The 26,176-nt window shown below is 69.1% G+C and carries 17 protein-coding genes and 1 pseudogene; 7 read left to right on the top strand and 11 right to left on the bottom strand.

Annotation, left to right across the window (positions count from 1 at the left end):
* Positions 1-43 precede the first annotated feature (43 nt).
* The gene (locus CP976_RS00765; protein ID WP_150478516.1) at positions 44-640 is read right to left on the bottom strand and encodes a TetR/AcrR family transcriptional regulator; all 597 of its coding nucleotides are present in this window, start codon (positions 638-640) and stop codon (positions 44-46) included.
* A gap of 82 nt (positions 641-722) precedes the next feature.
* On the opposite strand from CP976_RS00765, the gene CP976_RS00760 reads away from it, so the two are divergent.
* The 6 genes from CP976_RS00760 (at position 723) to CP976_RS00730 (ending at position 6,818) form a co-directional block, all read left to right on the top strand.
* Positions 723-1,172, top strand: a complete 450-nt coding sequence (locus tag CP976_RS00760; protein WP_229876651.1) for a DUF1707 SHOCT-like domain-containing protein — start codon at positions 723-725, stop codon at positions 1,170-1,172.
* A 388-nt stretch (positions 1,173-1,560) separates the two neighbouring features.
* On the top strand, positions 1,561-1,800 hold the full coding sequence (locus CP976_RS00750) for a DUF4287 domain-containing protein (RefSeq protein ID WP_150478515.1): 240 nt from the start codon (positions 1,561-1,563) through the stop codon (positions 1,798-1,800).
* Positions 1,797-2,462: a maleylpyruvate isomerase family mycothiol-dependent enzyme gene (locus tag CP976_RS00745; protein WP_150478514.1), complete on the top strand. Its 666-nt coding sequence runs from the start codon at positions 1,797-1,799 to the stop codon at positions 2,460-2,462. Before CP976_RS00750 ends, CP976_RS00745 begins: the two co-directional genes overlap by 4 nt.
* Positions 2,463-2,712: 250 nt before the next feature.
* Positions 2,713-5,319 (top strand): rifamycin-inactivating phosphotransferase, encoded by a 2,607-nt coding sequence (gene rph, locus CP976_RS00740; RefSeq protein WP_150478513.1) that lies wholly within the window; start codon positions 2,713-2,715, stop codon positions 5,317-5,319.
* Between the two features lie 81 nt (positions 5,320-5,400).
* Positions 5,401-5,907, top strand: a complete 507-nt coding sequence (locus CP976_RS00735) for a WapI family immunity protein (protein WP_150478512.1) — start codon at positions 5,401-5,403, stop codon at positions 5,905-5,907.
* Positions 5,908-6,047: 140 nt separating this feature from the next.
* Entirely contained in the window at positions 6,048-6,818 is a 771-nt protein-coding gene (locus CP976_RS00730) for a transposase (RefSeq protein ID WP_150478511.1), read from the top strand.
* 57 nt (positions 6,819-6,875) lie between these two features.
* On the opposite strand, the gene CP976_RS00725 is transcribed toward CP976_RS00730, so the two are convergent.
* The 4 genes from CP976_RS00725 to CP976_RS00710 all read right to left on the bottom strand — a co-directional run bounded on the left by CP976_RS00725 (position 6,876) and on the right by CP976_RS00710 (position 14,664).
* A complete protein-coding gene (locus CP976_RS00725; RefSeq protein ID WP_150478510.1) occupies positions 6,876-9,314 on the bottom strand; it encodes a SpoIIE family protein phosphatase in 2,439 nt (812 codons plus the stop codon).
* Between the two features lie 393 nt (positions 9,315-9,707).
* The gene (locus tag CP976_RS00720) at positions 9,708-10,673 is read right to left on the bottom strand and encodes a glycoside hydrolase family 6 protein (protein WP_150478509.1); all 966 of its coding nucleotides are present in this window, start codon (positions 10,671-10,673) and stop codon (positions 9,708-9,710) included.
* Positions 10,674-10,898: 225 nt separating this feature from the next.
* Entirely contained in the window at positions 10,899-12,968 is a 2,070-nt protein-coding gene (locus tag CP976_RS00715; RefSeq protein ID WP_150478508.1) for a glycoside hydrolase, read from the bottom strand.
* Between the two features lie 46 nt (positions 12,969-13,014).
* Positions 13,015-14,664 carry a glycoside hydrolase family 43 protein gene (locus tag CP976_RS00710; protein ID WP_190147047.1) on the bottom strand — a complete coding sequence of 550 codons (1,650 nt, stop codon included), beginning with the start codon at positions 14,662-14,664 and terminating at the stop codon, positions 13,015-13,017.
* Positions 14,665-15,024: 360 nt separating this feature from the next.
* On the opposite strand from CP976_RS00710, the gene CP976_RS00705 reads away from it, so the two are divergent.
* Positions 15,025-16,671, top strand: coding sequence for a glycoside hydrolase family 27 protein (locus CP976_RS00705; RefSeq protein ID WP_150478506.1), 1,647 nt, complete (start codon positions 15,025-15,027; stop codon positions 16,669-16,671).
* 500 nt (positions 16,672-17,171) lie between these two features.
* Here CP976_RS00705 and CP976_RS00700 read toward each other — a convergent pair whose 3' ends face one another.
* From CP976_RS00700 to CP976_RS00675, 6 genes and pseudogenes are all read right to left on the bottom strand, one after another.
* A complete protein-coding gene (locus tag CP976_RS00700) occupies positions 17,172-18,944 on the bottom strand; it encodes a cellulase family glycosylhydrolase (protein ID WP_150478505.1) in 1,773 nt (590 codons plus the stop codon).
* Between the two features lie 48 nt (positions 18,945-18,992).
* On the bottom strand, positions 18,993-20,507 hold the full coding sequence (locus tag CP976_RS00695) for a glycoside hydrolase family 43 protein (protein ID WP_150478504.1): 1,515 nt from the start codon (positions 20,505-20,507) through the stop codon (positions 18,993-18,995).
* Between the two features lie 43 nt (positions 20,508-20,550).
* A complete protein-coding gene (locus CP976_RS00690) occupies positions 20,551-22,686 on the bottom strand; it encodes an alpha-galactosidase (protein ID WP_150478503.1) in 2,136 nt (711 codons plus the stop codon).
* A gap of 245 nt (positions 22,687-22,931) precedes the next feature.
* Positions 22,932-23,464 (bottom strand): annotated as a pseudogene (locus tag CP976_RS00685) (GDSL-type esterase/lipase family protein); the annotation flags it as partial.
* A gap of 107 nt (positions 23,465-23,571) precedes the next feature.
* Entirely contained in the window at positions 23,572-23,739 is a 168-nt protein-coding gene (locus tag CP976_RS00680) for a hypothetical protein (RefSeq protein ID WP_229876507.1), read from the bottom strand.
* A 49-nt stretch (positions 23,740-23,788) separates the two neighbouring features.
* Entirely contained in the window at positions 23,789-26,020 is a 2,232-nt protein-coding gene (locus tag CP976_RS00675; protein WP_150478502.1) for an alpha-L-fucosidase, read from the bottom strand.
* Positions 26,021-26,176: the final 156 nt, after the last annotated feature.

The following is a 26,176-nucleotide window of genomic DNA, read 5'->3' as shown; positions in this document are numbered from 1 at the left end:
GCCGTGTCAGAACCCAGTGGCACTGTGATGGGGCGCGCGGATCCTACTCGCGGAGATGCCGGTCTGTTCCAGGGTCCGGGATCAGCGTGTCCAGCGCCCGGTCCAGGACTGTGAGCAGGTGCTCGTGCTCCTGTGGGGTGTACAGCATGCGCAGTGCCAGACCGTCGGACAGTGCGATGACGGCATCGGCGAGGGCCGCCGCATGGGTTTCGTGCCCGGCCGACTCCAGCCAGGTGGCCAGTGCCTGCCGGATGTCCTGGTCCACCTGCCGCCGGATCGCGGCAAGGCGGGGGTGGTGTGCCGCGTGGACGGCGAAGGCTAGTTGCGCGGTGGCCTCTGCACGTCGCTCGGCGTCCACGGGGAGCGTGGTCCGGATCAGGTCACGCAGCGCCTGGCGCAGCGGCAGTGCGGTGTTCACCTCGGCCATCCGGCGCTCGATGCGCTCACCGGCCAGCTCGGCGGCGAACGTGAGCATCTCGTCCTTGGTGCGGAAGTACTTCTGAACGGCGCCGGGGGAACGGCCCGTCGCAGCGGCCACGGTGCGCACGCTGACCTCGTCGAGGCCGCGTTCGGCGACCAGTTGGAGGAGGGCCGCACCGATCTGCCGACGCTGTGCCTCCCTGTCGACGGACTTGGGCATCGGTCGCTCCCATCTTTGAGATACAGTCGTATTCTAACCTTGCGTCAGGTGAGGTGCTGCACGGAGCCGAAAGGAGACAGTGGTGGATGACCGGCGTGAGCCTGCCGTGCCCGCTATGCGGGTCTCGGACCGCGACCGCGATGAGGCGCTCGGTGTGCTGGCAGCGGCGCTGGCCGAGGGGCGACTCGATCCGCACGAGCACGAGATCCGCTCCCGGCGCGCTCTGCTGGCGCGCACGGCCGATGAACTCGCAGTGCTGACAGCCGATTTACCCGCCTCGGCGCCGACGCGCTCGGAACAGGACCGCAAAGACCTCAGGGAGTGGCTGGCCGAGTGGCGCTATTGGCTCGGTGGTGCGGTGATCATGTCCGGGATCTGGGGCGCACGTTGTGCGCAGAAGGGAGAACTGACCTACTACTGGCCGGTCACGCCGCTGGGCGTGTGGGCGGCTGTGCTGATCGCCATCGCCATCTGGCCGCGCGACGCGGACGGCAGCGGTGAAGGAGAGGGTGGTCGCGCTGTGGCCCGCTGAGGCAGTTGAGCAGGAACTCGATCTGACCGTCCCCGCGGGCTTACGGGCCTTCTACCGTCTTCATAACGGCAGGGGGCACCCCGCCGACTTCGGCTGGACGCCTGAGCCGGAGACCGGGCTCGCGCCGCAAGGAGAGGGAACAGCCTGGCTGCTGCCGAGGAAGCGAGGAAGCATGGGATCCTTCCGGTGCAGCATCTGCCGTACTGGCGCATAGCACTGCGCTCGGGGACACCACGGGTTTCGGTAGGCAGTCCCCATGTGCCTCCGGCCATCAGCCATCAGGAGATGTGACGCAGCACACCTTCATCGATCGATGACTCCGTTCGTGCCCCTCGGTCATACCAGCGACGAAACCGAAGGAACGCAACGGACAGACAGGATGACTGCCATGACCGCCACCGTGAAGGGCCCTGCCAGCTACTTCCCTTCCATCGAGAAGAAGTACGGTCGGCCGATCGCCGAGTGGAAGGACATGATCCGCTCCTCGCCTCTGAGCAAGCACATGGAGCTCGTGAACTGGCTCAAGGCCGAGCACGGCCTGGGCCACGGTCACGCCAATGCCCTCGTCGCACACACCCTCGCCGAGCGGTCCGGCAACTCAGCTGTGACAGGAGATGCTCCCGCGTGACTGATCGGGAACTAACAACAGACCGCAGCCGTGGGGCCGGAACCTGGCCCCTGATCCACGCTGAGCGTACGGCGCTGGCCGCTGATCTCGCAGACCTGACTGACGAGCAGTGGGCAACGTCGTCGCTGTGCACCGAATTGACGGTGCGCGAGGTGCTGGCGCACCTCACCGCGGCAGCGAGCCTCAACTCCCTGCGGTGGCTGGCGGGTGTGCTGCGCTGCGGGTTCGACTTCGACAAACAGGTGGCCATGCGGCTGGCGGAGCAGTTGGGCGCCACCCCAGCCGAGACGCTGGAGAGATTCCGGCGCGCGGCCTTGAACACGATCAAGCCACCCCTCCCTGCCATCGCCATACTGGGCGAGACCATCGTGCACGGGGAAGACATCCGACGTCCGCTGGGCATCAGTCGTGAGTACCCGATCGAGGTGGTCACGCTGGTGGCTGAGTACTACCGCGGCTCGGACCTCGTGGTCGTTGCCAAGGGACGTATCGGCGGCCTGACGCTCGTAGCGGATGACGGCCCTTTCACGACGGGTTCTGGGCCACTCGTCTCCGGTACGACCTTGGCCCTGGTGATGGCGATGACCGGGCGCTCGACGTACTGCGACGATCTCGAAGGAGAGGGAGTGGAGCTCCTCCGCAGACGCTGCGGGATGGCGTGACCGCGCTGAGCAGGAACGCGGCGCGCGCCATCGCTTCGCGGGGAGCTTCTCAGTTCCGGCGGACGGCAAAGGCAAAGGCAAGAGGAAAAGACAAAAGGCAAGGAGAGCTCTCTCCTTGCCACTCTCAACGTATAGCGCACCGGGGGGCTTGCGGCAAGACCCGGGTCGTCGCGCAGAATCCTCCGCCGAGGCCACAGTGTCGCCGGATGGGTGCGGTGCGGCCGAGTACGGCCGCCACAGAGGGAGCGCAATGATCGAGCAGTATGTGTTGGACCTTCAGGAGATTGACGGGGGTCAGGTCGCGGTCGTCGGCGGCAAGGGCGCGCACCTGGGCGAGCTGTCGCGGATCGAAGGCATCGGCGTGCCGGGTGGCTTTTGCGTGACGACGGATGCCTTCCGGCGGATCATGGCGGAAGCGCCGTCGATCGACGATCGGCTCGACCAGTTGTCGCGCGTGAAGCCGGATGACCGGGAGGCGATCCGCACGCTCAGCGCGGAGATTCGCCGGACCATTGAAGGGATCGCCATCCCGGACGATCTCGCGGCGGCGATCACCCGCGCGCTCGCACAGCGCGGCGAGCAGGCTGCCTACGCCGTCCGGTCCAGCGCGACGGCAGAGGACCTGCCGACGGCCTCCTTCGCCGGCCAGCAGGACACGTACCTGAACGTCGTGGGGCCGACCGCGGTCCTCCAGCACGTCAGCCGGTGCTGGGCCTCGTTGTTCACCGAGCGGGCCGTGACCTACCGCCAGCGCGGCGGCATCGACCACCGTACGGTCCGCATGGCCGTGGTCGTGCAGCGGATGGTCTTCCCGCGTGCGGCCGGCATCCTGTTCACGGCCGACCCCGTCACGGGCAACCGGAAGGTCGCCACCGTGGACGCCGGATTCGGTCTCGGCGAGGCCCTGGTCTCCGGCCTGGTGAACCCGGACGTCTTCAAGGTGCGAGAAGGCGAAGTCGTCGCCAAGGCGATCGCCGCCAAACAGCGTGCCGTCCATGCCCTGCCGGCGGGCGGTACGCAGGAGGTGGCGATCGACTCGCGGTGGCAGGAGGAGCCGGCGCTGACGGATGAGCAGGTTGTGCGGCTCGTGCAGCTCGGGCGCAGGATCGAAGCGCACTTCGGCGGCCCGCAGGACATCGAATGGTGCCTCGTCGACGATGACTTCCAGATCGTTCAGAGCCGGCCGATCACGACGCTGTTCCCCATCCCCGAGACCGATGACCAGGAAAATCACGTCTACGTCTCTGTCGGTCATCAGCAGATGATGACCGACCCCATGAGGCCCCTGGGGCTCTCCATGTGGCAGCTGACGGCCATGGCACCGATGCAAGAGGCCGGCGGGAGGCTGTTCGTCGATGTCACCCGGCCCCTGGCCTCGCCCGCGAGCCGCGCCGGCCTCCTGGACATCATAGGGAGAGGCGATCCACTGGTCAGGGACGCGCTGCAGACGGTCCTCGACCGCGGCGATTTCGTCCCCGCACTGCCGGACGCGGGACCCGGCGGGCCGCCGGGCGCCGGCGGCGCGTCCGCCACGATCGAGACCGATCCGGCCATCGTCACCGAGCTGATCGAGCGCAGCCAGGTGTCCATCGCCGCTCTGGAGCGCGACATCCGGACGAAGACCGGACCGGCGCTGTTCGACTTCCTGTCGGAGGCCTTCGAGGAGCACAAGCGAGTCCTCAGTGATCCGCTGAGCATGCAGGCGATCATGGCGGGGATGGAGGCCACGTGGTGGCTCAACGACAAGCTGCGGGAGTGGCTGGGGGAGAAGAACGCGGCTGACACGCTCACGCTGTCCGCCCCCAACAACGTCACGTCGGAGATGGGACTGGCGTTGCTCGACGTCGCGGACGTGATCCGCCCGCGCCCGGAGGTGGTGGCGTTCCTGCAAGGCGTGGGCATCGAGGACGAGGGTTTCCTGGACGACCTGGTGAAGCTCGCGGGCGGGACCGAGGCGCGCGACGCCATCGAGGCCTATCTCGACCGGTACGGCATGCGCTGCGTCGGCGAGATCGACATCACGAGGCCTCGCTGGCGCGAGCGCCCCACCACGCTGGTGCCCGTGATCCTCGACAACGTCAGGAACTTCGAACCGGGAGCCGCCGAGCGGCGCTTCGAGCAGGGGCGGCAGAAGGCGCAGGAGAAGGAACAGGACGTGCTGTCCCGCTTGCGGGCCCTGCCGGACGGGGACCGGAAAGCCGACGAGGCCAAGCGGATGATCGACCGGGTCAGAACCTTCATCGGGTACCGGGAGTACCCGAAGTACGGCATCGTCAGCCGCTACTTCGTCTACAAGCAGGCCCTGCTGGCGGAGGCCGAGCGCCTCGTGCAGGCAGGCGTGCTTCCTGAGAAGGAGGACATCTTCTACCTCACGTTCCAGGAACTCCACGACGTCGTGCGCTCGCAACAGGTGGACGACCGGCTCATCCAGCGGCGCAAGGACGCGTTCCGGTCGTACCACGCGCTCACACCGCCCCGGGTCCTCACATCGGACGGTGAGGCCGTCACCGGGGCGTACCGGCGCGACGACGTGCCGGCCGGCGCCCTGATCGGCCTGCCGGTTTCCGCCGGGACCATCGAGGGACGGGCCCGGGTCATCCTCGACCTGGCGGAGGCCGACCTCGAACCGGGCGACATCCTGGTCACGACGTTCACAGACCCCAGTTGGTCGCCCTTGTTCGTCGGAATCACGGGCCTGGTGACGGAGGTGGGCGGCCTGATGACCCATGGCGCGGTCATCGCCCGGGAGTACGGCTTGCCGGCCGTCGTGGGCGTGGAGCAGGCCACCCGGCAGATCCGGGACGGGCAGCGGATCCGCGTGCACGGCACCGACGGGTACGTCGAGATCCTGCCTTGACCGACCGCACCGGAGGGAGGCAGGCCGGCCATCTCCGGATAGACACAGGGCGGGTCCTGCGGGACGTGGCATGCTTCGGCAGTGCGACTTATCGATCGGGCAGGCGGCATCGTTCTCCAGCCGCTCCGTTACCAGTTTCCCGTGGCCAGTGGTGACCGCTGGGACGACAACTGGCTCGTCATCGGGGCCGAAGTCACCACTCCGGCGGCCGGCTGGTCCTTCACGGACTCGTGTCTGCTGGTCGACGAGGCTCATGAGTTGTCCGCGTGGTTGCGGGCCGTCGCGGACGGGCGGAGGCCGGACGCGAAGCAGGACTTGGAAGGGCACCTCGTCCCGGACCTTTCCTTCCTCGAACCGGTCCTCGCCTTCAGTCAGGTCCGGTGGCACGACGGCAAGGGAGTGCTGCGGGTCCACCTCTCGCTGGAGGCCGCGCCTCCGCGGCGGCGGCATGAGGAGAACTTGGGTCTCTTTCCATACGTGGTCGAGGTCGAGACGGACCGAGCCAAGCTGATGCGGGCAGCGGAGGAATGGGACCAGCGCCTCGCACAGTTTCCTCTGCGCGTGCCGACCGGGTCCGGGCCGACGTAGCGCGCGTCGGCCGGAGCCAAGTGCGGCTCAGCCTAGGGCGTGTCCGTAAAGTCCCGTCGTTCGCCCGGAGGGCGGGCGGGACTTTGCGGACACGCCCTAAAGGGTGTTGCAGAAGGCTTGGTGGCGGGCATTTTGCCTGTATGGGTGGGGTGTTGAGGGCTGAGTTGGTGTGGGTGGAGACGTTCACCGGGTTGCCGATGGGGCGCTTTGAAAAGCTGCTGCGGGTGGTGCGGGAGCGAGGCGGCAATGGCCCCGGTGGTGGCCGGCCGTGGTGTCTTCCGCTGGCCGAGCGGGTGCTGCTGGTCGCCGTGTACTACCGCACGAACCTCACGATGCGGCAGCTCGCGCCGCTGTTCGGCTGCTCGCCTGCCACTGTCTGCCGGGTCATCCAGCGGCTGGGACCCTTGCTTGCGCTGGAGCCGGCGCCCAGGCCGGTGCCGGGCACCGACCGGTTATGGATCGTGGACGGCACCCTGGTCCCGGTCCGTGACCGGCAGGTCGCAGCCTCCTCGCGCAACTACCGGTTCTCGGCGAATGTGCAGGTCATCATCGATGCCGACACCCGCCTGGTGGTGGCATCGGCCCGGCCGGCACCCGGCAACAAGGCGGATGCGCATGTCTGGCGCGAGTCGGTCCTGCCGGACGTGGCGGCGGGCACGACGGTGATCGCGGACGGCGCCTACCTGGGCACCGGGCTGATCGTCCCGCACCGCAGACGAGCCGGACGTCCACTCCTGCGCGGCCAGGAGGAAGACAACACCGAACACCGGCGCGTGCGGGCCCGCGTCGAGCACACCTTCGCCCGCATGAAAAATTGGAAGATCCTGCGCGACTGCCGCCAGAGGGGCGACGGCCTCCACCACGCCGTCCAGGCCGTAGCCACCATGCACAACCTCGCCATGGCAGGGTGAAACAGCAGGCCAGCCATCACCCAGACATGCCCACCACCAAGCCTTCTGCAACACCCTTTAGGGGAGGGTCTGTGCGCACCAGATCGTCTTGCCGCTGGTGGTGTGCCGGGTGCCCCACCCCTGGGTGAGCTGGGCGACGAGCAACAGTCCCCGGCCGCCCTCGTCGAAGGCGCGGGCCCGGCGTAGGTGCGGGGCGGTGTTGCTGGCGTCGGAGACCTCGCAGATCAGGGACGTATCGCGAATCAGTCGCAGTCTGATCGGTGGCTCGCCGTATCTGATGGCGTTGGTGACCAGCTCGCTGACGACCAGTTCGGTGACGAAGGCCGCCTCCTCCAGGCCCCAGGCGTCCACCTGGTCGACGGCGAACTTCCTGGCGTGCGGCACCTGCGCGGGGTCGGGTTCGATGTCCCAGTCGGCGATGTGCTGGGGATCCAGCGCGTGCGTGCGAGCGAGCAGCAGGGCGGCGTCGTCGGTGCGGCGTTCGGGGAGCATGGCGTCCATCACCGTGTCGCACAGGGCCTCCAGTGAGGTGGCCGAGTGGTTCAGGATCCGCTGGAGTTCGGCGATCCTCTGGTCGACGTCGCGCTTGCGGCTTTGCACCAGTCCGTCGGTGTAGAGGGCAAGCAGGCTGCCCTCGGGCAGCTCGGTATCGGTGGCCTCGAAAGGCAGCCCACCGATACCGAGCGGCGGTCCCGGCTGTGCGCGGACCGGTGTCCTGGTGCCGTCCGCGGAGATGATCAGGGGCAGGGGATGGCCGGCGCTCGCCAGCGTGACGCGCCGGGAGACGGGGTCGTAGACGGTGTACAGGCAGGTGGCCCCGGACTCGCCGGTCTGCTGGAAGTGGCCGGCGGGCTGGAGGTCGCTGGCGAGGTGGAGGACCAGGTCGTCCAGGTGGGTGAGCAGCTCGTCCGGCGGGAGGTCGACGTCGGCGAGGGTGCGGACCGCCGTGCGCAGCCGGCCCATGCTGGCCGAGGCGTGCAGGCCGTGGCCGACGACATCGCCGACGACCAGGGCGACCCGGGCGCCGGACAGCGGAATGACGTCGAACCAGTCACCGCCCACTTCGACGCCGGTCCCGCCGGGCAGGTAGCGGGACGCCACCTCGACCGCCTCCTGCTTCGGCGGCCCCTGCGGCAGCAGGCTGCGTTGCAGGGTCAGCGCGGTCGTGCGTTCGCGCGAGTACCGGCGGGCGTTGTCGATGGCGACGGCTGCCTTGGCGGTCAGTTCTTCGGCGAGGATCAGATCGTCGGCGGTGAAGGCCTCGGGCCGGTCGGTTCGGGAGAAGGCGACGATGCCGAGCAGTGCGCCGCGCGCCCGGAGCGGCACGGTGATCCGGCCGGTCAGCCCGTCCGCGGCGATGGACCCGTCGATCAACGGGTTGCCCCGTGGCCAGTGGGCCGGGTCGGAGGCGAGCCCGGGCCCGAAGGCCCATTCGCCGCCCTCGCCGGGGTCGGCGGCGAGCTCGACCGTGGGCCTGCCGGTGGCCACGCAGCGGGCGGCGACGGAACCGGGAGGGTGGCTGACCGGCATCGGGAGCCCGGGAGCCCGGCCGGTGTCCTCCTTCGCGCTGTGCTGGGCGGCACGGCTGAGCCTGATGGTCTCGCCGGGGATGAACGCGGACGCGGAGGGCGGTTCCTCTCCGTGCAGCACCTCGTCGAAGAGATCCACGCTGACGAGGTCGGCGAATCCCGGCACCGGGGCCATGGCCAGTTCCTGGGCGGTGCCGATCACGTCGAGTGTCCGGCCGATGCCGCCGCTGGCCTCGTTCAGGATGAGCAGGCGCTGCCGAGCCCAGTACTCGGCGCTCATGTCGAATCCCCAGTTGGCGACCGCGCGGACCCTGCCCTCGGCGTCCCGGACGGGCCATATGCTGGTGGCCCAGGCGTTGGCGTAGTTACTGCCGAGCGGGCGGAAGACGGTGATGAGACGCGCGGGCTCGCCCGTCCTCGCCACTTCGGCGAGCTTGTCGGTGTAGGGCTTGTCGTCCCTTTCGGGAAACAGCTCGCGGTCGAATTCGGGCAGCACCTCGCGGTACTTCTTCCCGAGCACTTGCTCTTCGGAGTGCGCTATCACCCGGGCAGAGGAGGCGTTGATCCACAGGAAGCGCAGGTCAGGGTCGTAGGCGCCCAGAGCGAAGGGACACTGCTCGAAGGCCCGGTCGGCGATCACCGGGCGGCGTCCCCAGCGCTGGATGGTCACCACGTGACCCAGTGCCCGCCCGTCGGGGCCGGACAACGGGTGAGCCGCCACCACGGCGTCCACCGTGGAACCGTCCCGGTGGCGCAGGGGGATGAACCCCGTGGGGTCGGGGCCGGCGCCGTAGTCCTCGGGAAAGCCGTCGGGTGGGGGATCGACCAGCAGGTCGGCCACGGGACGCCCGACGGTGTCCTCCGCCGTCCAGCCCAGCAGCAGCCGCCCTCCCTCGCTCCAGCCGCTCACCACGCCGTCCGGGTCCACAACGACTGCGGCAGTGGGGGCGTCCCTAGTGCCGGCCATTTCCACGCGTCACGCCTCCGTCCGGACAGCCGTCCTGCCAGGGCTGGTTTCCAGCGGCTGCTTCCAGCCTAGATCCGCCCCCGCTCCACGGCGCTCCGGCCTGTTCGCCGTGCGACTGGCACACCCGCGGCCGCTTCCGCGCAGCGGCCGCTCCGGGGCCGCGATCGGCGCTTGGGGCGTTCCTGCCACGCACGTCAGGCGCACCGCATGTTCATGACCTTCCCGAGTCCTGCGCCGGCGTCGCGGTGAGGGCCGCGGATACGGTCCGTGCGACGGCGCCGTGGCAGGAGCCGTACGCATACGACGGTGAGCGGCGGACTAGGCCGGGGCGTGGCGGACGGCGCCGTGGCCCGGTCGTGGGACAGGGCCACGGCCGGGCCACGGGAGTCCGGGTCAGTAGCCGTAGATCATCTTGTAGGCGACCTCGGGGAGGAACTGCCCGGCCGAGGAACCGCCTCCGACACCGCAGTTGCCGTCGGACTCGCCCGGAACCTTGATCCACAAGAGCATTTCGGCGCCTCCGCCCAGCTGGGTCGGGGTGCCGATGCGGCGGCCTGCGGGGTTGCACCACTGGCCGTTGGAGCCGTTGCCGTTGCGGCTGGTGTCCACGACGAACGGCTTGGTGTAGCCGTAGCGGGAGCTCAGTTCACGGTTGACGGCGTTGCCGTAGGCGGTGTTCTCGGCGGTGGGGATGTAGTTGGAGATGTTGAGCGAGAAGCCGTGGGCCTGTCGGAGGCCGGCTTCGTGGAGGCGCCGCGCCATGGTCGCCGCGTCGGCCCAGCGCGGATTGCCGGCGTCCATGTAGACCCAGGTGTTGGGGGCCTGACGGCTGAACTGGGCGAGGGCGCCGCTGAGCATGGCCTCGCGTTCGTCGATCTGCGCCTGGGTCATGCAGCCGTAGTCCCCGAGGGAGTCCGGTTCGAGGATGACGACGGCGGGACGGTTGGCGATCCCGCCGGCGAACTGGGCGATCCAGTCGGCGTAGGCGGACGGCGAGGCGGCTCCGCCAGCGGAGTGCCCGCCGCAGTAGTCGCGGTTGTAGATGTTGTACGCGACGAGGAGGGGCAGCTTGTCGACGCGGTCCGCTGCTCCCGCGTAGGCCCCCGTGGCGGTGCCGATGGTGCCGCTCCAGGAGCCGAACCAGCGGGCCATCGGGGTGTTGGCGATGGAGGCGTTGATGGCGGCGGCCCGGCCGTCGCCGGGGTTGGCGGCCACCCACCTCTTCGCGCTGGAGTCGGGGTCCACGTAGAAACCACTGGTCATGGTGGTCGGGTCAGCGGCGTGGGCGGACGGTGCGGCGGCGAACGCCAGCGGCAGAGCGAAGAACGCTGCGGCCAAGGCGCGGAGTCTGCGGCGCATGACTGAACCTCGATTTCCTGGCAGGGATGCGTGACACGCTCTGGTCCCGAGCGTGCGACCTGAGCAAGAGCGGTGTGAGGACCTGGTGGTGGGAGCGCTCCCACTAGAGGTGAACCCAGCGCCTCCAGCGCGGAGCGCCATCGCTCTGACCGGCACGGTGCAATGCGGGCTGACCGGCACGGCAGATGGGGGCGTGGGCCCCGCCCGAGCGGCGGGGCCACGCTGTCAGCAGGTGGAGTTGGTCTGGGTGAGCAGGCCCAGCCGCCAGGGGAGGAGGTTGTAGTCACCGCCCGCGCTGGGGTTCATGCCTTGGTAGAGGTACTGGAGCCGACACGAGGGGATGGTGAGTGTCTGGTCGTAACCGGCACGGATCATCTCACCGTGGCTGATGTCCCTGGTCCAGGCTCCCGAGGGGAAGGCGACGTTGTTCGACCTGGCGAAGGGGTTGCTCTCGGATGCGGCCAGTTGCGTCCAGGAGCCGGCGAGGTTGTTCGTCGTCCAGGAGCGGAAGTAGCGTCGTCCGTCCGATCCGATGGCCTCGACCAGGAGCAGGTACTGGTTGGAGCCCTGCACCTTGTACACGTTGCTCGCCTCGAAGAGGGCGAATTTGGAGTCCCGGGCCGCGATGACGGTGTTGGTGAAGCCGTTCGGGAACTGGCCGACGGTCGTCTGGGAGCGGTACAGGTGCCCGTTGTCGTCGGAGGAGAACAGGTAGCAGTTGGCGCTGTCGCAGATCACCCACATGTCGACCCAGTGGCCGTTGCCGATGTTCTGCCTGATGATGTCCGGCATCGACGAGTAGAAGTTGCGCGGTGCGCTCCACCCGTTCGGATTGCTGATGTCGGGGTTGGTGGAGTAGGACGCGTTGCCCGTCTGGTAGACGAGGTACCACAGGCGTTGCGGCGCGTAGTAGAAGACCTGCGGCGCGGCCCGGTACCCCTTCCCGATGGCGCTGCGGTCCAGGTAGTGGTGCGTGGCCGAGCCGGCCTGCGACCAGTCGCTGAAGTTCAGGTACACCAGGTTGTATCCGGAGGAGCTCGCCGTACTGGCGAACACGTGGTACTTGCCGTTGTAGCGGACGACCGTCGGATCCTTGATCCCGGCGATGTTGTGCGTGGCGTCCGACTTCGGTGAGATCAGCTGGCCGCTGGAGTTCCAGGAGAACCGGGACGGCAGCGCGGCGGCGGACCGGGCCGAACGGGTGCCGGCCTTCTGCGCCGCGGGAGTGCCGCTGTCGGCCTTCCGCGCCGCGGGGGTGCCGCCCATTGCGGTGAGCGTTGACGCGTAGGCCGGCTTCTTGTTGCCGTTGCGGTCGAACAGCAGGGGGTTCTCCCCACTGCGCCAGGAGTCGCTGTCGCGGATGCCCCACACGGTGATGCCGGTGCAGCGCGCCACATTCATACAGGCCCGCATCGTGTTGGCGTACGCATTCGGCGGCGCCTGCGCGATGTCGAGTTCGGTGATCTGGACGTCCACACCGAGGGCCGCGAAGCTCGACAGCGTCGTCTGGAAACTGGCGGGCGGGCCGCCGGCGCCGAAGTGGGCCTGGAGGCCGACGCAGTCGATGGGCACGCCGCGCGCCTTGAAGTCGCGCACCATGCGGTAGACGCCCTGGGTCTTGGCGTCGCTCCAGTTCTCGATGTTGTAGTCGTTGTAGCAGAGCTTGGCCGCCGGGTCGGCCGACCGCGCGGTGCGGAACGCCTGCTCGATGAAGCCGTTGCCCAGCACGTCCCGGAACACCGAGCTGCGAAGCTGGCCGCTGCCGCCGTCGGCGAAGGCCTCGTTGACCACGTCCCAGGAGTGGATCCTGCCCTTGTAGCGGTTCGCCACGGTGGTGATGTGGTTGTTCATCACGCCCCGCAGCGTGTTCGCGTCCCTGATGGCCTTGACCCAGTCGGGCAGCTGGGAGTGCCACACCAGCGTGTGGCCCCGCACGCGCTGGCCTCGGGCCGCCGCGCGGTTCACGATCTGGTCGGCGGCGCCGAAGGTGAACTGTCCGCGGGACCGCTCGGTCGCGTCCCACTTCATCTCGTTCTCGGCTGTGACCGAGTTGAACTCGCGGTCCAGGATGCGGGTGTACGTTCCGTCGCCGAGCCGTCCGGCGGCCACGGCGGTCCCGAAGTACCGTCCGGACTGGGCCGCTTGGGCGCCCAGGGTGCTGGCCCGGGTCCCCGGGGTGCCGGCCTGGGCCGTGTCGGGTGCGCCGGCCGCGGTGCCGGGCGTGATCAGCGCGGCCATGGCCAGCAGGCCTAAGACGGAGGCTCGGCGACGGCCGAGCCGTTTCAGCGGGTTCATGGTTCTCCTGGGGTTGGGGGGTTGGGTGGTGCGATCCAGGCCGTCGTCAGGGCGTGGACAGTTCGAACCGCGTGACGCGGACCGCGCCGCCGAGCGCCTGCGTGGCGTGGTTGAAGAGGGCGAATCGGTAGCCCATGAAGAACCGCCAGTCGTTGCCCATGGAGAAGGCGGGCCCGAGGCGGGTGAAGGCGGTGCCGCCGGTGCTGTAGGAAAAGGTGCCGGGCCGGGGCGCTCCGGGACGGATGTCCGCGCTCGCGCGCAGCCGGATGCGGCCGCCGGTGACCGGGGTGCTCGCGACCTCGGTGCCGGTGCCGGTGCCGGTGGTGTTCCAGTTGCTGTCCATGGTCAGCCCGTTGACCATCACCACCCGCGTCGTGCCACCGTCGCGTTTGACCCCGATCCAGGCCGAGGAGTCACGCAGCAGCGCGAGCCCGGCCCGGTCGCCGTCCCGCATCGCCGAGATGTCGAGATCGACCGTGGCCGTGGAGGCGGGACCCTGGATGCGGTGGGTGAGCGTGTTGCGGGCCCAGTACAGGTCGTTGGTGACGGTCGCGGTCCGCAGGGTCAGTCCGTTGCCGACCGACCACTTGGTGTTGTCCGGGTTGTGGTTCCACTCCCACCTCGGTTCGAGGGTCGTGCCGTCGAAGGTGTCGACCCCGATCATGGGGGTGACCTGGCGGGGTGGAGTGGGCACGGCCGGGCTCGGATAGGACGTGCCCCACGCGCCGTTGACGAGTTGCACGACGGGCCAGCCGTCCGGGGTCCAGGTGACGGGTGCCAGGGCGGGCATCCGGCCGCCGGGGTACGCGTCGACGAAGGCCAGGTAGTACCAGGCGCCGCTCTGCGTCTCCACCAGCCCGCCCTGGTGGGGGACGCCCCCGCCGGGGATCGGCCCGCGCAGGTCGAGGAGCACCTGCCGCATCGTGTACGGACCGAAGGGGCCGCTCGACGACTTCAGGATGTACTGGCCGTTGGCCGGACGAGTCAGGAAGATGTAGTACTGCCCGTTGATCTTGTAGAAGCGGGCCCCTTCCAGCGTGCCGACACTCGACGGCGTGGTGAACACCTGCTGCGTGCGGACCTGGCTGCGGCCGTCGCGCGAGAGCTGGGCCACGCTGATGGTGGTGTTGCCGTACGCCACGTACAGGGTGTCGTCGCTGTCCACGAGCAGCCCCGCGTCGTAGTACGGCGTGCTGATCGTCGTGAGCCTGCTCCAGGGCCCTTCGGCGGCGGTGGCGGTGTAGACGTACGTCCTGGCGAAGTCGATCTGGCCGAGCCAGTAGAAGGTCCTGTTGCTCGGACGGTAGGCCAGCGACGACGCCCAGATGCCCCGGATGTAGCCCCGGCCGCCGTTCAGGTCGTACTTGGCGCCGAAGTCGAGGGTCGGCACCGAGTGGCCGGCGATCTCCCAGTTCACCAGGTCGTACGAGCGCAGGACGGGTGCGCCCGGCGAATAGTGCATCGTCGAGGCGGAGGCGTAGTAGGTGGCGCCGACGCGGATGACGTCGATGTCCGCGAAGTCCTGCCAGATGACCGGGTTCGTGTACGCCGGGGCGGCCGCGAGGGGTGACTCCCGGGTGGGAGCGGCCGCGGCGGTCCGGGAGGCTCCGGCAAGAGGCAGGAAGGCACCGGTGACCAGGCCGGTGCCGGCGGCCAGCGCCCGGCGGCGGCCCACGGATTGACGCGAGCATGACATATCCACGTGTCGCTCCCTCTGCGGGTGATGCGCTTCGGAGGGTGGATCCCATGGGTGTTCGGGATGCGAACGGTAATCGACTGCTGAGCATTCTGGATGGTAGGTGGTTGAGAGCTCCCGTCAATACGTCTCGCATGATTCGTCGAGAGAGTCGAAATGTTTCGCTACTCAGTGGCCCGCAGGTTCCGATGACGGAAATCTTGAACGGCCGACGGAGTTGACAAGCGCGGGAAGCTCCTTAGTATCCGTGCCGTCAGCGATCCGAAAGTAGTTCGAAATTTCCAAGATCCAGGTATGTCATGGTCCTGTCATAGTCCAGCGATGGTGCAGCAGTCATCCCCTGTCTGAGAGGAACCCACAGTGCCCAGACGATCAGTCAGACGACTGCTCCGTCTCATCGCGGCCGCCGCGCTGACGTTCACCGCGTCCGTGACGGCCTCCGCTCACTCCACCGCCTCGGCCGCGCCCGGCAGCCCGGCGCTCACCCCACCGTTGGGGTGGAACAGCTGGAACAGCTTCGGATGCGGGATCACCGAGGCCCAGGTACGCCAGGCCGCCGACGCGATGGTGTCCTCGGGCATGCGGGACGCCGGCTACCGGTACGTGGTGGTCGACGACTGCTGGTTCGACCCGCAGCGCGACGCGGCAGGCAACCTGCGGGCCAATCCGGCCAAGTTTCCCAGCGGGATGAAGGCGCTCGGGGACTACATCCACAGCAAGGGCCTGAAGTTCGGCATCTACCAGGTGCCGGGCGAGCGCACCTGCGCGCAGACCGTGGGGACCTATCCGGGGTCCACGGGCAGCAAGGGACACGAGGCCCAGGACGCCGCCACGTTCGCCTCGTGGGGCGTCGACTACCTCAAGTACGACTGGTGTTCCTCGAGCGGCACCCGTGACGAGCAGGTCGCGCGATTCACGCTGATGCGCGACGCCCTGCGCGCCACCGGGCGGCCGATCGTCTACAGCATCAACCCCAACAGCTTCCACGCCCCCACCGGCGCCACATACAACTGGGGCCAGGTCGCCGACCTGTGGCGGACGACCGAGGACCTGCTCGACATCTGGCAGAACGGCAACACCAACAGCTATCCGATGGGCGTCGGCAACGTCCTGGACGTCACCGCGCCGCTGGCGGCGCAGTCGGGCCCGGGGCACTGGAACGACCCCGACATGCTGGTCGTCGGCCGTCCCGGACTTTCACTGACCGAGTCCCGCTCGCACTTCGCGCTGTGGGCGCTGCTGAGTGCCCCGCTCATGGCCGGCAATGACATCCGCACCATGTCCGCCGACGTGAGCGCGATCCTGCGCAATCCTCGCCTGCTGGCGGTGAACCAGGACCCGCTGGGAGCGGGCGGGCGCAGGGTGCGCGACGACGGCAGCACCGAGGTGTTCGCCAAGCCCCTGTCCGACGGCTCGGTCGCGGTGGGCCTGTTCAACCGGGGAGGCGGCACGGCGACGATCACCACCACGGCCGCGCAAGCCGGCTTGTCCGGCGGTTCGTTCGCCCTCACGGACCTGTGGACCGGCGGCACGTCGAGCACGTCCGGGCAGATCTCGGCGAGCGTCCCCGCGCACGGCGTGGCCGTGTTCCGGGTGAGCGGGGGCAGCCCGCTGGCCGCGACCACCTCTCGGCTGCGCGGCAACGCGTCCGGCCGCTGCCTGGACGTGGACAACGCCTCCACCGCTGCCGGGGCGACGGTATTGATCTGGGACTGCCATACGGCCGCCAACCAGCTCTGGACCGCGTGGGCCGGCGGCGAGATCCGCGTCTTCGGTGACAAGTGCCTGGACGCCTCCAACCGGGGCACCAGCAACGGCACCCGTGTCGTCACGTGGCCCTGCAACGGCCAGAACAACCAGAAGTGGACCGTCGGCTCCGACGGGTCGATCCGCAACGTCCACGCCGGGCTGTGCCTCGACGTCGACCGGGCCGGCACCGCCAACGGAACGCCGCTGGTCCTGTGGACCTGTAACGGCCAGGCCAACCAGAGGTGGACCCGCGCGTGACACCCCGCTCCGGCCGGCCGAGGCGATGCGGGTGACGGCGAGGAACGTCCCCCACACCGCCACCATCGCACCCGGCGCGACCGTGGACATCGGTTGCGTTGTCAGGTGAAGCGTTTCGACGATCCTGGAGGCCACCCCGGACGTCCGGCACCGCTCCCGACGGCCGGCGCGTCCATGTCGTCCACAACTGGCGCTGGCAGCCGGCCACCGCCCAGGTCACGGTGGACCTGACCGACGCCCTGGACGGCGGCCTTGTCCCGGCCGTACGCCCGTGAGGCTCGGTGCCTGGGACGTCCGCGTCCTCACCGCTGTATCCGAGGCCGCCGCCGAGGAGCGGTGACATCCACGGCCGGGTCTGCCTCGCCACCAACGGGCGCGGCGTGCAGTACGGGGAGCTCTCCTGATGCCGGACCGGTCCGCGAAGGTGACGAGTCCCCGTTGGAGCCGAGCCAGGGCCCTGGCTGCCCGGGAGGTGGGCAACCAGGGCGAGCGCCGGTCGGTCAGGATCCCTTGACGGCCGTACCGGTGACCGTGTCTCCGGACTTCGTGACCTTGTACTTCAGTTTGGCCCCGCTGTAGAAGTGGAAGGTCAGCGTCGCCGCTTCGCCGTCACGCAGTGACTTGAGTGTTTCGGTGGTCAGGATGATCGTGCCGTTCGGGTAGTCCGGCCGGAAGGCCTTGTTGAACTCCTGGTACGGAGTCCAGTCGGTCGGGCCGGCGTTGGTGCCGTCCGCGTACGTGGCCTCCATGGTCGCCAGCAGGTCACCCTGGTACTTCGTGGGAATGGTGAACTTCTCGGCCGTGCCGGTGGCGTTCGACAGCTCCGGCGTGTCGTAGGTGACCACGTCGATCTCCCAGGGCAGGCCACGGGAGAACCGGGCCTGGAGCGTCGCGTTGACCCCGTACTCGCGGTCGCCGGTCAGCCGGGTCAGCGTGCGGGCGGTGAGGGTGAGCCGCTTCTTGTCGAAGAGGGTGTAGTCCCGTCCCTCGACGAGCTTGGTCTTGCCGTGCCACAGGCCCCAAAACTTGGTGCCGTTCGGATTCAGGGTGAGCCCCTTGGCCGTGATCGCGCTCGACTTCGCCACGAAGACCTTGTCGAAGGAGGCGGTGCCCGACCGGGTGGTCCAGCTGGACTTGATCCAGGCGAACAGGGCGGGGTCCGTCCACTTCTGGGTCTCCCGGTTCAGGTAGGCCCAAGCTCCGGGGTCCCACAGCGCGGTGGTGACTCCGGCGAGGCGCGCCGCGTGTCCGAGGTGCTCGTAGTACTTCAGCGCCTCGCCCCGCTCGACACGGGAGGGATGGTTGTGGTCCGGCCAGCCGAGCAGGCCGTACTCACCGAGGTAGACGGGGATGCCCCGGGCGACGAAGGTGTCGCGCATGCGCGCGAAGGCGTCATCGAGGTCGTTCTGGGCGGCGTCGTCGTAGTGGGTGCCGCCCGCGATGTTCACGCTGAACGGATACCAGCTGTAGTAGTGCACGGTGGCGATCAGATTGCGGTCGTTCCGCGACTTGATCGTGGTGTACAGGTCGTCCATCAGGTTCTGGGAGGGCGTGCCCGCCTCCGTGGACATCATGAGAAGGCGGTCGGTGTTCCCGCCGCCCGAGGAACGGACGATCTCGTGGAAGGAGGTGTTCAGCTCCCGCAGGAGCTTGGTCTTCTGTTCGGCCGTGGTCTTCTCGAAGACCGGCTCATTGACGCTCTCGAAGATCAGGGTGCGCGGCTCGTCGCGGAACGCCTTGGAGATCTGGGTCCAGGTGGAGTTGAAGCGGGCCAGTACTCCGTCGTGGTCGGCGGGCATGTCGTCGATCCACTGCCACGAGTCGTGGTGGACGTTGAGCACGACGTACAGATTCTCGGCGAGCGCCCAGTCGACCACCTGCTTGACGCGGCTCATGTACGCGGCGTCGATGGTGTAGGGCGCGGTGATGGCCTGGTATGCGCTCCAGGTCACCGGGATGCGGACGCTGCGGAAGCCCTCCGCCCGTATGGTCTTGAACAGCTCCCTGGTGGCCTTGGGATTGCCCCAGGACGTCTCCTCCGGAATCGCGTCCAGGGTGTTGCCCAGGTTCCAGCTGGGCTGCATCCCGGCGACGGCGTCCATGGCACGGGCCGGGACTCTGACCGTGGAGGCTGCCTGCCGTGCCGTGCCGTCGGGCGCGGCGATCGCGGTGCTGCCGGACAGTCCCAGGACGACGAGCAGCGCCATCAGCAGGCCGGGCAGGCGTCCGGGGCCGCGGCTGCGGTGGTGGGAGGGTCTCCGTATGTCCTTCACGCGTCGTGTCTTTCAGTCAGTAGTACGGGGGCAGGGGAATGCCTTGGTTCAGCCGTCGAGGGGCTCGTAGTCGAACCAGTCGAAATGGACGGTGCCTGCCGCGGCGTACATGCCGATGACCCGACCGGTGAAGCCGCCGGCGACCTCGGTCGACAGGTAGCGGCCGTCGAGGGTCGCGAGCTCGGTGAACGTGCCGTCGGGCTGCTCGACGCCGAGGGAGACGACGTCGGGTCCGGTGCACGGTCCGTGCGGAGACGGCGGTTCCGTGATCGTGACGCCGAGGACGACCGGCCCGGCGGGCACGGACTGTGCGGCCACGACCGTGCGCAGGTCCCCGACGCGCGCGACCACCCGCACCCGCGCGTCCGACACCTCGATTTCGTAGTGGTGCCGCTCGTCGAGCCGTACGGCGAGGCCACCGCTGCCCTCCGCGGCATCGACCAGAGTGCGCGCCCGGCACGACAGATGCTGTTGACGCCGGCCGGTGAACACCACGTCGGGCTCGTCCAGGGAGCCGCCCCGCGCGCGGAGCGTCAGCCATCCGGGGCGCTCCTTGGTGGTGCAGTGTTCGGCGGGCCGGTCGCGCAGCGAGATCCAGTGCGGTCGCAGTTCGGCGAGCTCGAAGTCGTCCCGGTGCTCCTCGACAGGGCCGGGGGAGAGCGGCCACGGGAGCTCGGGCAGGTCCAGGGCGACCTCGCCGACGACCGGCCAGTCGTCCACCCAGGTCACGGGGGCCAGAAAGGTCTCCCGGCCGAGCACGTGCCAGCCCGGGGTGCCGCCGCCCGGCCGTACGCCGAGCAGCACCATCCACCAGGAGCCGTCGGGGGCCTGTACGAGATCGGCGTGCCCGGTGTTCTGGACGGGGTGGTCGGTGCCGCGATGGGTCAGGATCGGGTTGGCCGGGCACGGCTCGAACGGGCCGGCGGGCGTACGGCCGCGGGCGATCGAGACACCGTGGCCGCGCTCGGTGCCGCCCTCGGCGATGAGCAGGTACCAGTAGTCGCCGACCCGGTACAGGTGCGGCGCCTCCGGGGCCTTGGCGCCGGGCCCGCCGGACCAGAGCTTGTGCGGGGTTCCGTAGGTCTGCCCGGTGGACGGGTCGAGACGGACCTGTGAGACCCCGGCGACCGTGCACCAGCAGGTGCCGTCCTCGTCCCAGACCAGGTCGGGATCGATGCCGGGGACACCCGGCGCCCAGATGGGGTCCGACCAGGGTCCGGCGGGGTCGGTGGCCGTGACGATCAGGTTGCCGCCGCCTTCGCTGCAGTTGGTGACGATCAGCCAGAAGCGGCCGTCGTGGTGGCGCAGGGTGGGGGCGTAGATCCCGCCGGAGGACGGCATGGAGGCGGGCAGACGCAGTTGCTCAGGCCGGTCCAGGGCGTTGCCGATCTGCGTCCAGCGCACCAGGTCACGGCTGTGGAAGAGCGGTACTCCGGGGAAGTACTCGAAGCTGGAGCACGCGAGGTAGTAGTCGTCGCCGACGCGGCAGACGCTGGGGTCGGGGTGGAAGCCGGGGATCACGGGGTTGGCGAAGCGTCCGTCCGGCTGGCGCAGAGGGGGCACCCGATAGGTCCTCTCGTCGATTCGTGATGCGGGCGTGGGTGGTTCAGGGCGCGCCGGGGTCCGTGGCGGTGATGCGGAGCAGGACGGCGGACGGCGCGGTCGGCAGGGTCAGGCTCAGCTCGGCCGTGTCGGGCCTCCAGGCGGAAACGGCCCGGCTGACCGAGGGGTAGAGCAGGTCGACACGGGCGGCGGTGTCCCGCAGGTGGGGCAGGTGAAGCGCCGCCGTGGCGTCGGTTCCGGGGCGGCGCCAGGCGGTGAGGTAGGTGATGGCGGGAGTGCGCAGGGCCAGGGCGATCCAGGGGGCGCCCCAGGCAGGAAGACCCAGGGGCCAGGACGGCACAGCCTGCGGCAGGTCGGCGCGGATGGCCTTGTACGCCGATACCGCCTCGTGGACCAGGGCGCGGGCCTCCGGCCCGAGTTCGGGAATGCGGCCGGAGAGATGGATCCGGCCGAGGAGCGCGTTGGCCATGGTGAAGGCCACCTCGTCGAGGGAGTCCTCCGGCTGGGGGTACGCCCAGACGGCACCCTGTTCGGGGGTGACGGCGGTGGGCGCGGACGCCGCGATGGGTGCGTAGAGGTGGAGGTTCTGCTGATCGCTCGTGGACTGCAACTGCATCCGGGACAGCAGGGCGTCGTCCCAGCGCATGCCGCCGGAGGCGCAGTTCTCCACCACCAGGTGCGGGTAGCGGTCCAGGATGCCGTCGAGCCAGGCGAGGTGCGCCCGGTTGTGGCCGAGCAGGCCGGCGCCCGGGGTCTCGCCGGGGTGGGCGCTGGTGCCGGAGCCGGGGTCGATGTTGTGGTCGAGTTTGAGGTAGCCGACGCCCCACTCGCCGACCAGGCGGTCCACGACCTGGTCCAGGTGGGCACGGGCGGCCGGGTGGCGCAGGTCCAGGTGGTGCCGGCCGGCCTCCGTGACACGGGCGCCGTCGCGGCGGAAGAACGCCTCGTCGGGCAGGGACTTGGCCATGGTGCTGCGTACGCCGATCACCTCCGGCTCCAGCCACAGGCCGGGGACCATGCCGCGCTCCCGGACGCGGTCCAGCACCTCGTGGATCCCACGTTCCCCGGGGAACCGGGAGGCGGCGGGCTCCCAGGCGCCGACGCTGTCCCACCAGCCGCCGCTGTCGCCGTCGTACCAGCCGGCGTCGATCACGAAGTACTCCGCGCCCGCGTCGGCCGCCGCGTCGATGAGCGGCAGCAGCTTCACTGTCGTGGGGTCGCCCATCAGGCAGTTCATGTAGTCGTTGAAGATGACGGGCAGGCGCTGGTGGTCGGCATGCGGGCGGCGCTGCGCGCGGCGGTAGCGGGTCAGCGCGGCGAACGCGGCGTCGGGGCCGCCGTCGGCGCTGAAGGACAGGGCGGCGGGTACGGTGCGAAAGACGGTGCCGGGTTCCAGGGAATGCCGCCAGCCGTGGTGGGTGTCGGTGGGTCCGAACAGCGCCGCGTAGGCCGCCTTGTCCCGCTGGCCGCACTCCCAGCGCCAGCCCCCGCCGTTGTGCTCGACCTGCCATACCCAGGTGCGGCCGGTGCGCCGGTCCGTCAGGCCGCCCATGGGGAGGCGTCCGCAACTGGACCAGGTCCCCTGTCCGTTGAGGGCGAAGCCGGCTCTGCCGTGCCCGTAGCTCACGCGTCCGCTGAGGGACGGTGTGGTCAGGCGCATCGGCCGTCGCTGCCAGCGGCATTCGGCGAGCCAGTCGTTCTCGGCCCACAGCAGGTCCGCGGCGTCGATGGCCGCCGGGTCCTGCGGGGTGAGGCAGCCCACCGCGAGCGAGCTGACCGACTCCAGGTGCAGAGGGAACTGCCCTTCGTTGCGCAGGGTCACCTCGCTGCGGAGCACGGGGATGCCGTCCGGTGACCGGTAGGTCACCTCCGCGACCAGCCCGGTTTCCGGATCGTGGAGGTGCACGGTCAGTGTGTGCCAGTCGCCGTCGCGGGTGGCGCGGTGGGTCCGGTGGCGCAGACGCCCGCCGAGATCTGAGCCCACGAGGTGGTTGCCCGACCAGCCACGGCCGTGACCCGCGGCCGTCACCTCCACGAGGGGCAGGGAGGCACCGGGGCTTCTCTGCGCTTCGCCGGGCAGTCCGAGGTGCGTGAGGCGGGGGCTGCCGTCGTCAGCGAGGATGATCTCGAGGTGAAGGGCCTCATGTCCCCAGTGGAAGGTCCGTTGTTCTTCGGTCATGTCGGCGGCCTTCCTGCGGCGACTGTCGAAGCGCTTCACTGCCAGGCGCAAAGCTAACGGACAATTTTCCTGACAAACAAGGGTCTGGCTTCGTCGAAGCGCTTCGACGCACAGACTGCCCCGGGGCAGGCTGTGTTAGCTGTCGGCGTCCTGGAGGCAGGCGTGTGTCAGCCGGCGGCCAGAGCGGTCCACTTCTGCTGGGAGCCGCCGTTGCAGTCCCACAACTGGAGCTGCGTGCCATCGGGTTGAGGAATGGCCTGGTTGTACGCGGCACGGTACTGCTCCTCCGAGCCGCTGGTGGACACGACCAGGGAGGCCACAAGGACGGTGGCGTCGGGGGCGGCGCCGGTGATCTGGGCGACCAGTGACCTCAACCGGGCGGTGGCGGTGGAGGCCTGGTAGCTCTGGTTGAGGTCGTTGGTGCCGATCATCAGCGTCACGACGTTGGGCCGGTAACGGGTCAGCGAGGCGTCGGCGAGTGCTGCGATCTGGTGGATCTTGTATCCGGAGTGTCCTTCGTTGTCGGGGTCGGACATCGAACCGCCCCGCACCGTGCCGACGAAGTCCAGCGGATGACCGTCCGCCGCGAGCTTCTCCCGCAACGGCCCCCGGTAGCCGTTGCCCGAACTGCTTCCCCCACCCCAGGTGACCGAGTCGCCCACCGGCATTGCACGCAGGGGGTGTTCGAGGCGGCGGAGGCAGGGGCCACCCCGGCCGCCGTCACCCCGAGCGCGGCAGCGACAAGCATGATCAGGGGGAGAAGCCGAGGCTTTCTCATGCAGGCGTCCTCTTGTGCGAGTGATTGCTCGATCAACGGGGCTGGACGCCGTCCACCTGGCGATCCGGCCGTAGCGCCTTCTGGGAGTCCCTGGGCGGTCGGTGCCGTCACCAGCTCATCGGCAGACCGGCGACGAACGAGGTGAGCCGCTCGGAGACGACTCGGTCGTCGTGGGCCGAGTAGCGCCAGTGGCAGCCGAGGAAGTCCAGGTCCGGTCTGTCGAGGAACCAGTAGCGGATCCTGCTGTCGCCGGCGGCGTTGCGCGTCTTGACCACCTGCTGCCATCCCGTTGCATTCGTGTTCTTCTCGCGCGGGCTGCGCCGCCTACAGCGCGGTGAAGGTCCACAGCAGGTTGGTGCTGTTGCCGTAGGTCCACTGCTTGGCGATGGAGCCCGAGGCGACGTTGCCGCCGCCGTCGAGAACCAGGCCGGTGGTGCGGTTGGCGATCGAATAGCGGTCGCCGCCCCGGTGGGTGATGGTCCACTGCTGGTTGGGGCCGCCGTTCCAGGCGGCCTGCCTGGCGGTGGAGCCGTCGGCGGTGGCGCCCCAGCCGTCGGCGACCATGCCGTTCGTGCGGTTGACCAGCCTGTAGTAGCCGCCTCCGACAGCCTCCGCATGCCACTGCAGGTTCGGACTGCCGTCCCAGGTCCACTGCTTCAGCTCGGAGCCGGAGGAGACGGTGCCGCCACTGTCCAGGGCGAGGCCGTTGGTGGCGTTGGTGATCCGGAAGTACGTCGCCGGGTTGAACCGAACCTTCAGTGAGGTGATCCGGTCGTTGTTGCCGGTGGCCCTGAGGTCGGGGTTGTCGGCGGTGAAGGTCCAGGAGGCACCGGTGAAGTCGTCTCCGGAGTAGCCGATCACTTGATAGCCGGGGGCCGGCCGGAGGGAGGAAAGGGTGCGTGGGCCCGCTCCGGCCGCGGACAGGTCCGCCGCGGTGTAGTCGCCGACGGTGAGGACAGCCGAGGCGCCGGTGTAGTTGACGTCCGTGAAGGCGACGGCGCCGGCGAGCGGCCGCAGGCCGGGGATCGTGCCGGAGAAGTCGAGCTTCAGGACGTAGGCGTTGGCGCTGTACGGCGCGGAGGACGGCAGGGTGATCGTGAGGCCGGAGGCGTTCTGGGTCGGCGTGGGCAGGTCGATGTAGCTGCCGGCGGTGGTGCCGAGGAGCTTCACCGAGGTCAGCGAGGAGAGGTTGATCCGGTCCGAGCCGAGGGTCTTGATCGTGAGCGAGCTGCCGGGCCAGCCGAGGGCGGTGGCGTACAGGACGTTGTTGGCCTTGTTGCGGGTGAAGCGGATGTCCTGGGGCGTACCGGCGTGCGGGGTGGTGAACGAACCGCCGCCCATCTTCGTCGGGCCTTCGCCGTACGCGGTCCAGGCGCGGGTCGCGTACACCGACTCGCCGAAGCGCTTCAGGTGGTCTCCGATACCGAGCAGGATGTCCTTCTGCGCCTGGGGAATGGTGCCGTCGGCCATCGGCGCGATGTTCAGCAGCACGTTGCCGTTCTTGCTGACCCGGTCGATGAACGAATGCAGCATCTGCTGGATGGTGTAGTAGCCGATGCCCTGGGTGTAGCACCAGCTGCTGCTGGAGATGCTGTCGTCGGTCAGCCAGTACGGGGTGGTGAGATCGGCCGGGCCGCCGCGTTCGTAGTCGAAGACCTCGCCCTTGCCGTTCATACCGTCCTTGTAGGTGGCGACGACTTCACGGCCCCAGCCGAGGGCCTGGTTGTAGTAGTACGCCAGGAAGTTCAGGCGCTGTCGCTCGTCGACGGCGTCCAGGTTGAAGTCCTGCCACAGGATGTCGGGCCGGGCGCGGTCGACGACCTCTTTCAGCTTGTCGAACCAGAGCTGGTTCGCCGCGGTCGAGTCCAGTTGCCCGTAGAGCTTCTTGAGGCTGCTGTCCGTCTGCGCGGGGACGAACTCGTAGAAGCCGGTGAAGTTGTAGGCGTGGTGCATGGCCACCAGCAGCTTCAGGCCCTTGGCGCGGATGGCCGTGGAGAACAGCCGCAGCAGGTCGAGACCAGGGCCCTTGTCCACCGAGTTCCACTCGTTGACCCGGCTCTCCCACATGGAGAAGCCGTCATGGTGCTCGGCGACCGGGCCCGCGAACCTGGCGCCGGCGTCGACGAAGAGCTGCACCCACTCGTCGGGGTCGAACTTCCCCCCGGCCGACTTCAGCTTCGGGGCGAACTTCACGGTGTTGCCCGCCAAGTCCTTCGCTCCGTCGATGAAGTTGTGGTACGGCCACGCCGAGGGCTGACCGTAGGTCGCGATGTGGTGCTTGTTGGGGGAGCTCCCGGCCTGGTACATGGCGCGGGGGTACCACTCGTTGTCGAAGGCGGGGACGCTGAAGGCGCCCCAGTGGAAGTAGATTCCGAACTTCGCGTCCTGGAACCACTCCGGAGCCGGCGGGTGCTGGTCGACCGAGTCCCAGTCGGGCGTGTACGTGCGGGGCGCCGCTTCGGCGGCACCGGCACTGAATACATCTCCGGCAACGGCCGCCGCGGCCACGAAAGTTGCGGAGGCCACGAACTGACGTCTGTTGATCGAGCTCGACATGGACACATCCCTGATGCGGAAGGGGCAGGGGGAATGCAGGGCCACGCATGAAGGTCCGTCATGTCGCCATGGGATGTCAACAGTGTGCAGGGATGAAAGTGTCAATTAAGCTGGTCAGGCTGCCTGATTTATCGCCATCTATCATGTATTTGGGCC

The sequence above is a fragment of the Streptomyces coeruleorubidus genome (assembly GCF_008705135.1).
Classification (GTDB): domain Bacteria; phylum Actinomycetota; class Actinomycetes; order Streptomycetales; family Streptomycetaceae; genus Streptomyces; species Streptomyces coeruleofuscus.
The sequence above is the reverse complement of the archived record's forward strand: the minus strand, read 5'-3'. Positions and strand labels throughout refer to the sequence as shown.

What these genes read in the sequence shown, in the direction of transcription:
- CP976_RS00765 (WP_150478516.1), bottom strand. Translation starts at nt 640, where the DNA reads ATGCCCAAGTCCGTCGACAGGGAGGCACAGCGTCGGCAGATCGGTGCG.
- CP976_RS00750 (WP_150478515.1), top strand. Translation starts at nt 1,561, where the DNA reads ATGACCGCCACCGTGAAGGGCCCTGCCAGCTACTTCCCTTCCATCGAG.
- rph (WP_150478513.1), top strand. Translation starts at nt 2,713, where the DNA reads ATGATCGAGCAGTATGTGTTGGACCTTCAGGAGATTGACGGGGGTCAG.
- CP976_RS00730 (WP_150478511.1), top strand. Translation starts at nt 6,048, where the DNA reads ATGGGTGGGGTGTTGAGGGCTGAGTTGGTGTGGGTGGAGACGTTCACC.
- CP976_RS00725 (WP_150478510.1), bottom strand. Translation starts at nt 9,314, where the DNA reads ATGGCCGGCACTAGGGACGCCCCCACTGCCGCAGTCGTTGTGGACCCG.
- CP976_RS00720 (WP_150478509.1), bottom strand. Translation starts at nt 10,673, where the DNA reads ATGCGCCGCAGACTCCGCGCCTTGGCCGCAGCGTTCTTCGCTCTGCCG.
- CP976_RS00715 (WP_150478508.1), bottom strand. Translation starts at nt 12,968, where the DNA reads ATGAACCCGCTGAAACGGCTCGGCCGTCGCCGAGCCTCCGTCTTAGGC.
- CP976_RS00710 (WP_190147047.1), bottom strand. Translation starts at nt 14,664, where the DNA reads ATGTCATGCTCGCGTCAATCCGTGGGCCGCCGCCGGGCGCTGGCCGCC.
- CP976_RS00690 (WP_150478503.1), bottom strand. Translation starts at nt 22,686, where the DNA reads ATGACCGAAGAACAACGGACCTTCCACTGGGGACATGAGGCCCTTCAC.
- CP976_RS00675 (WP_150478502.1), bottom strand. Translation starts at nt 26,020, where the DNA reads ATGTCGAGCTCGATCAACAGACGTCAGTTCGTGGCCTCCGCAACTTTC.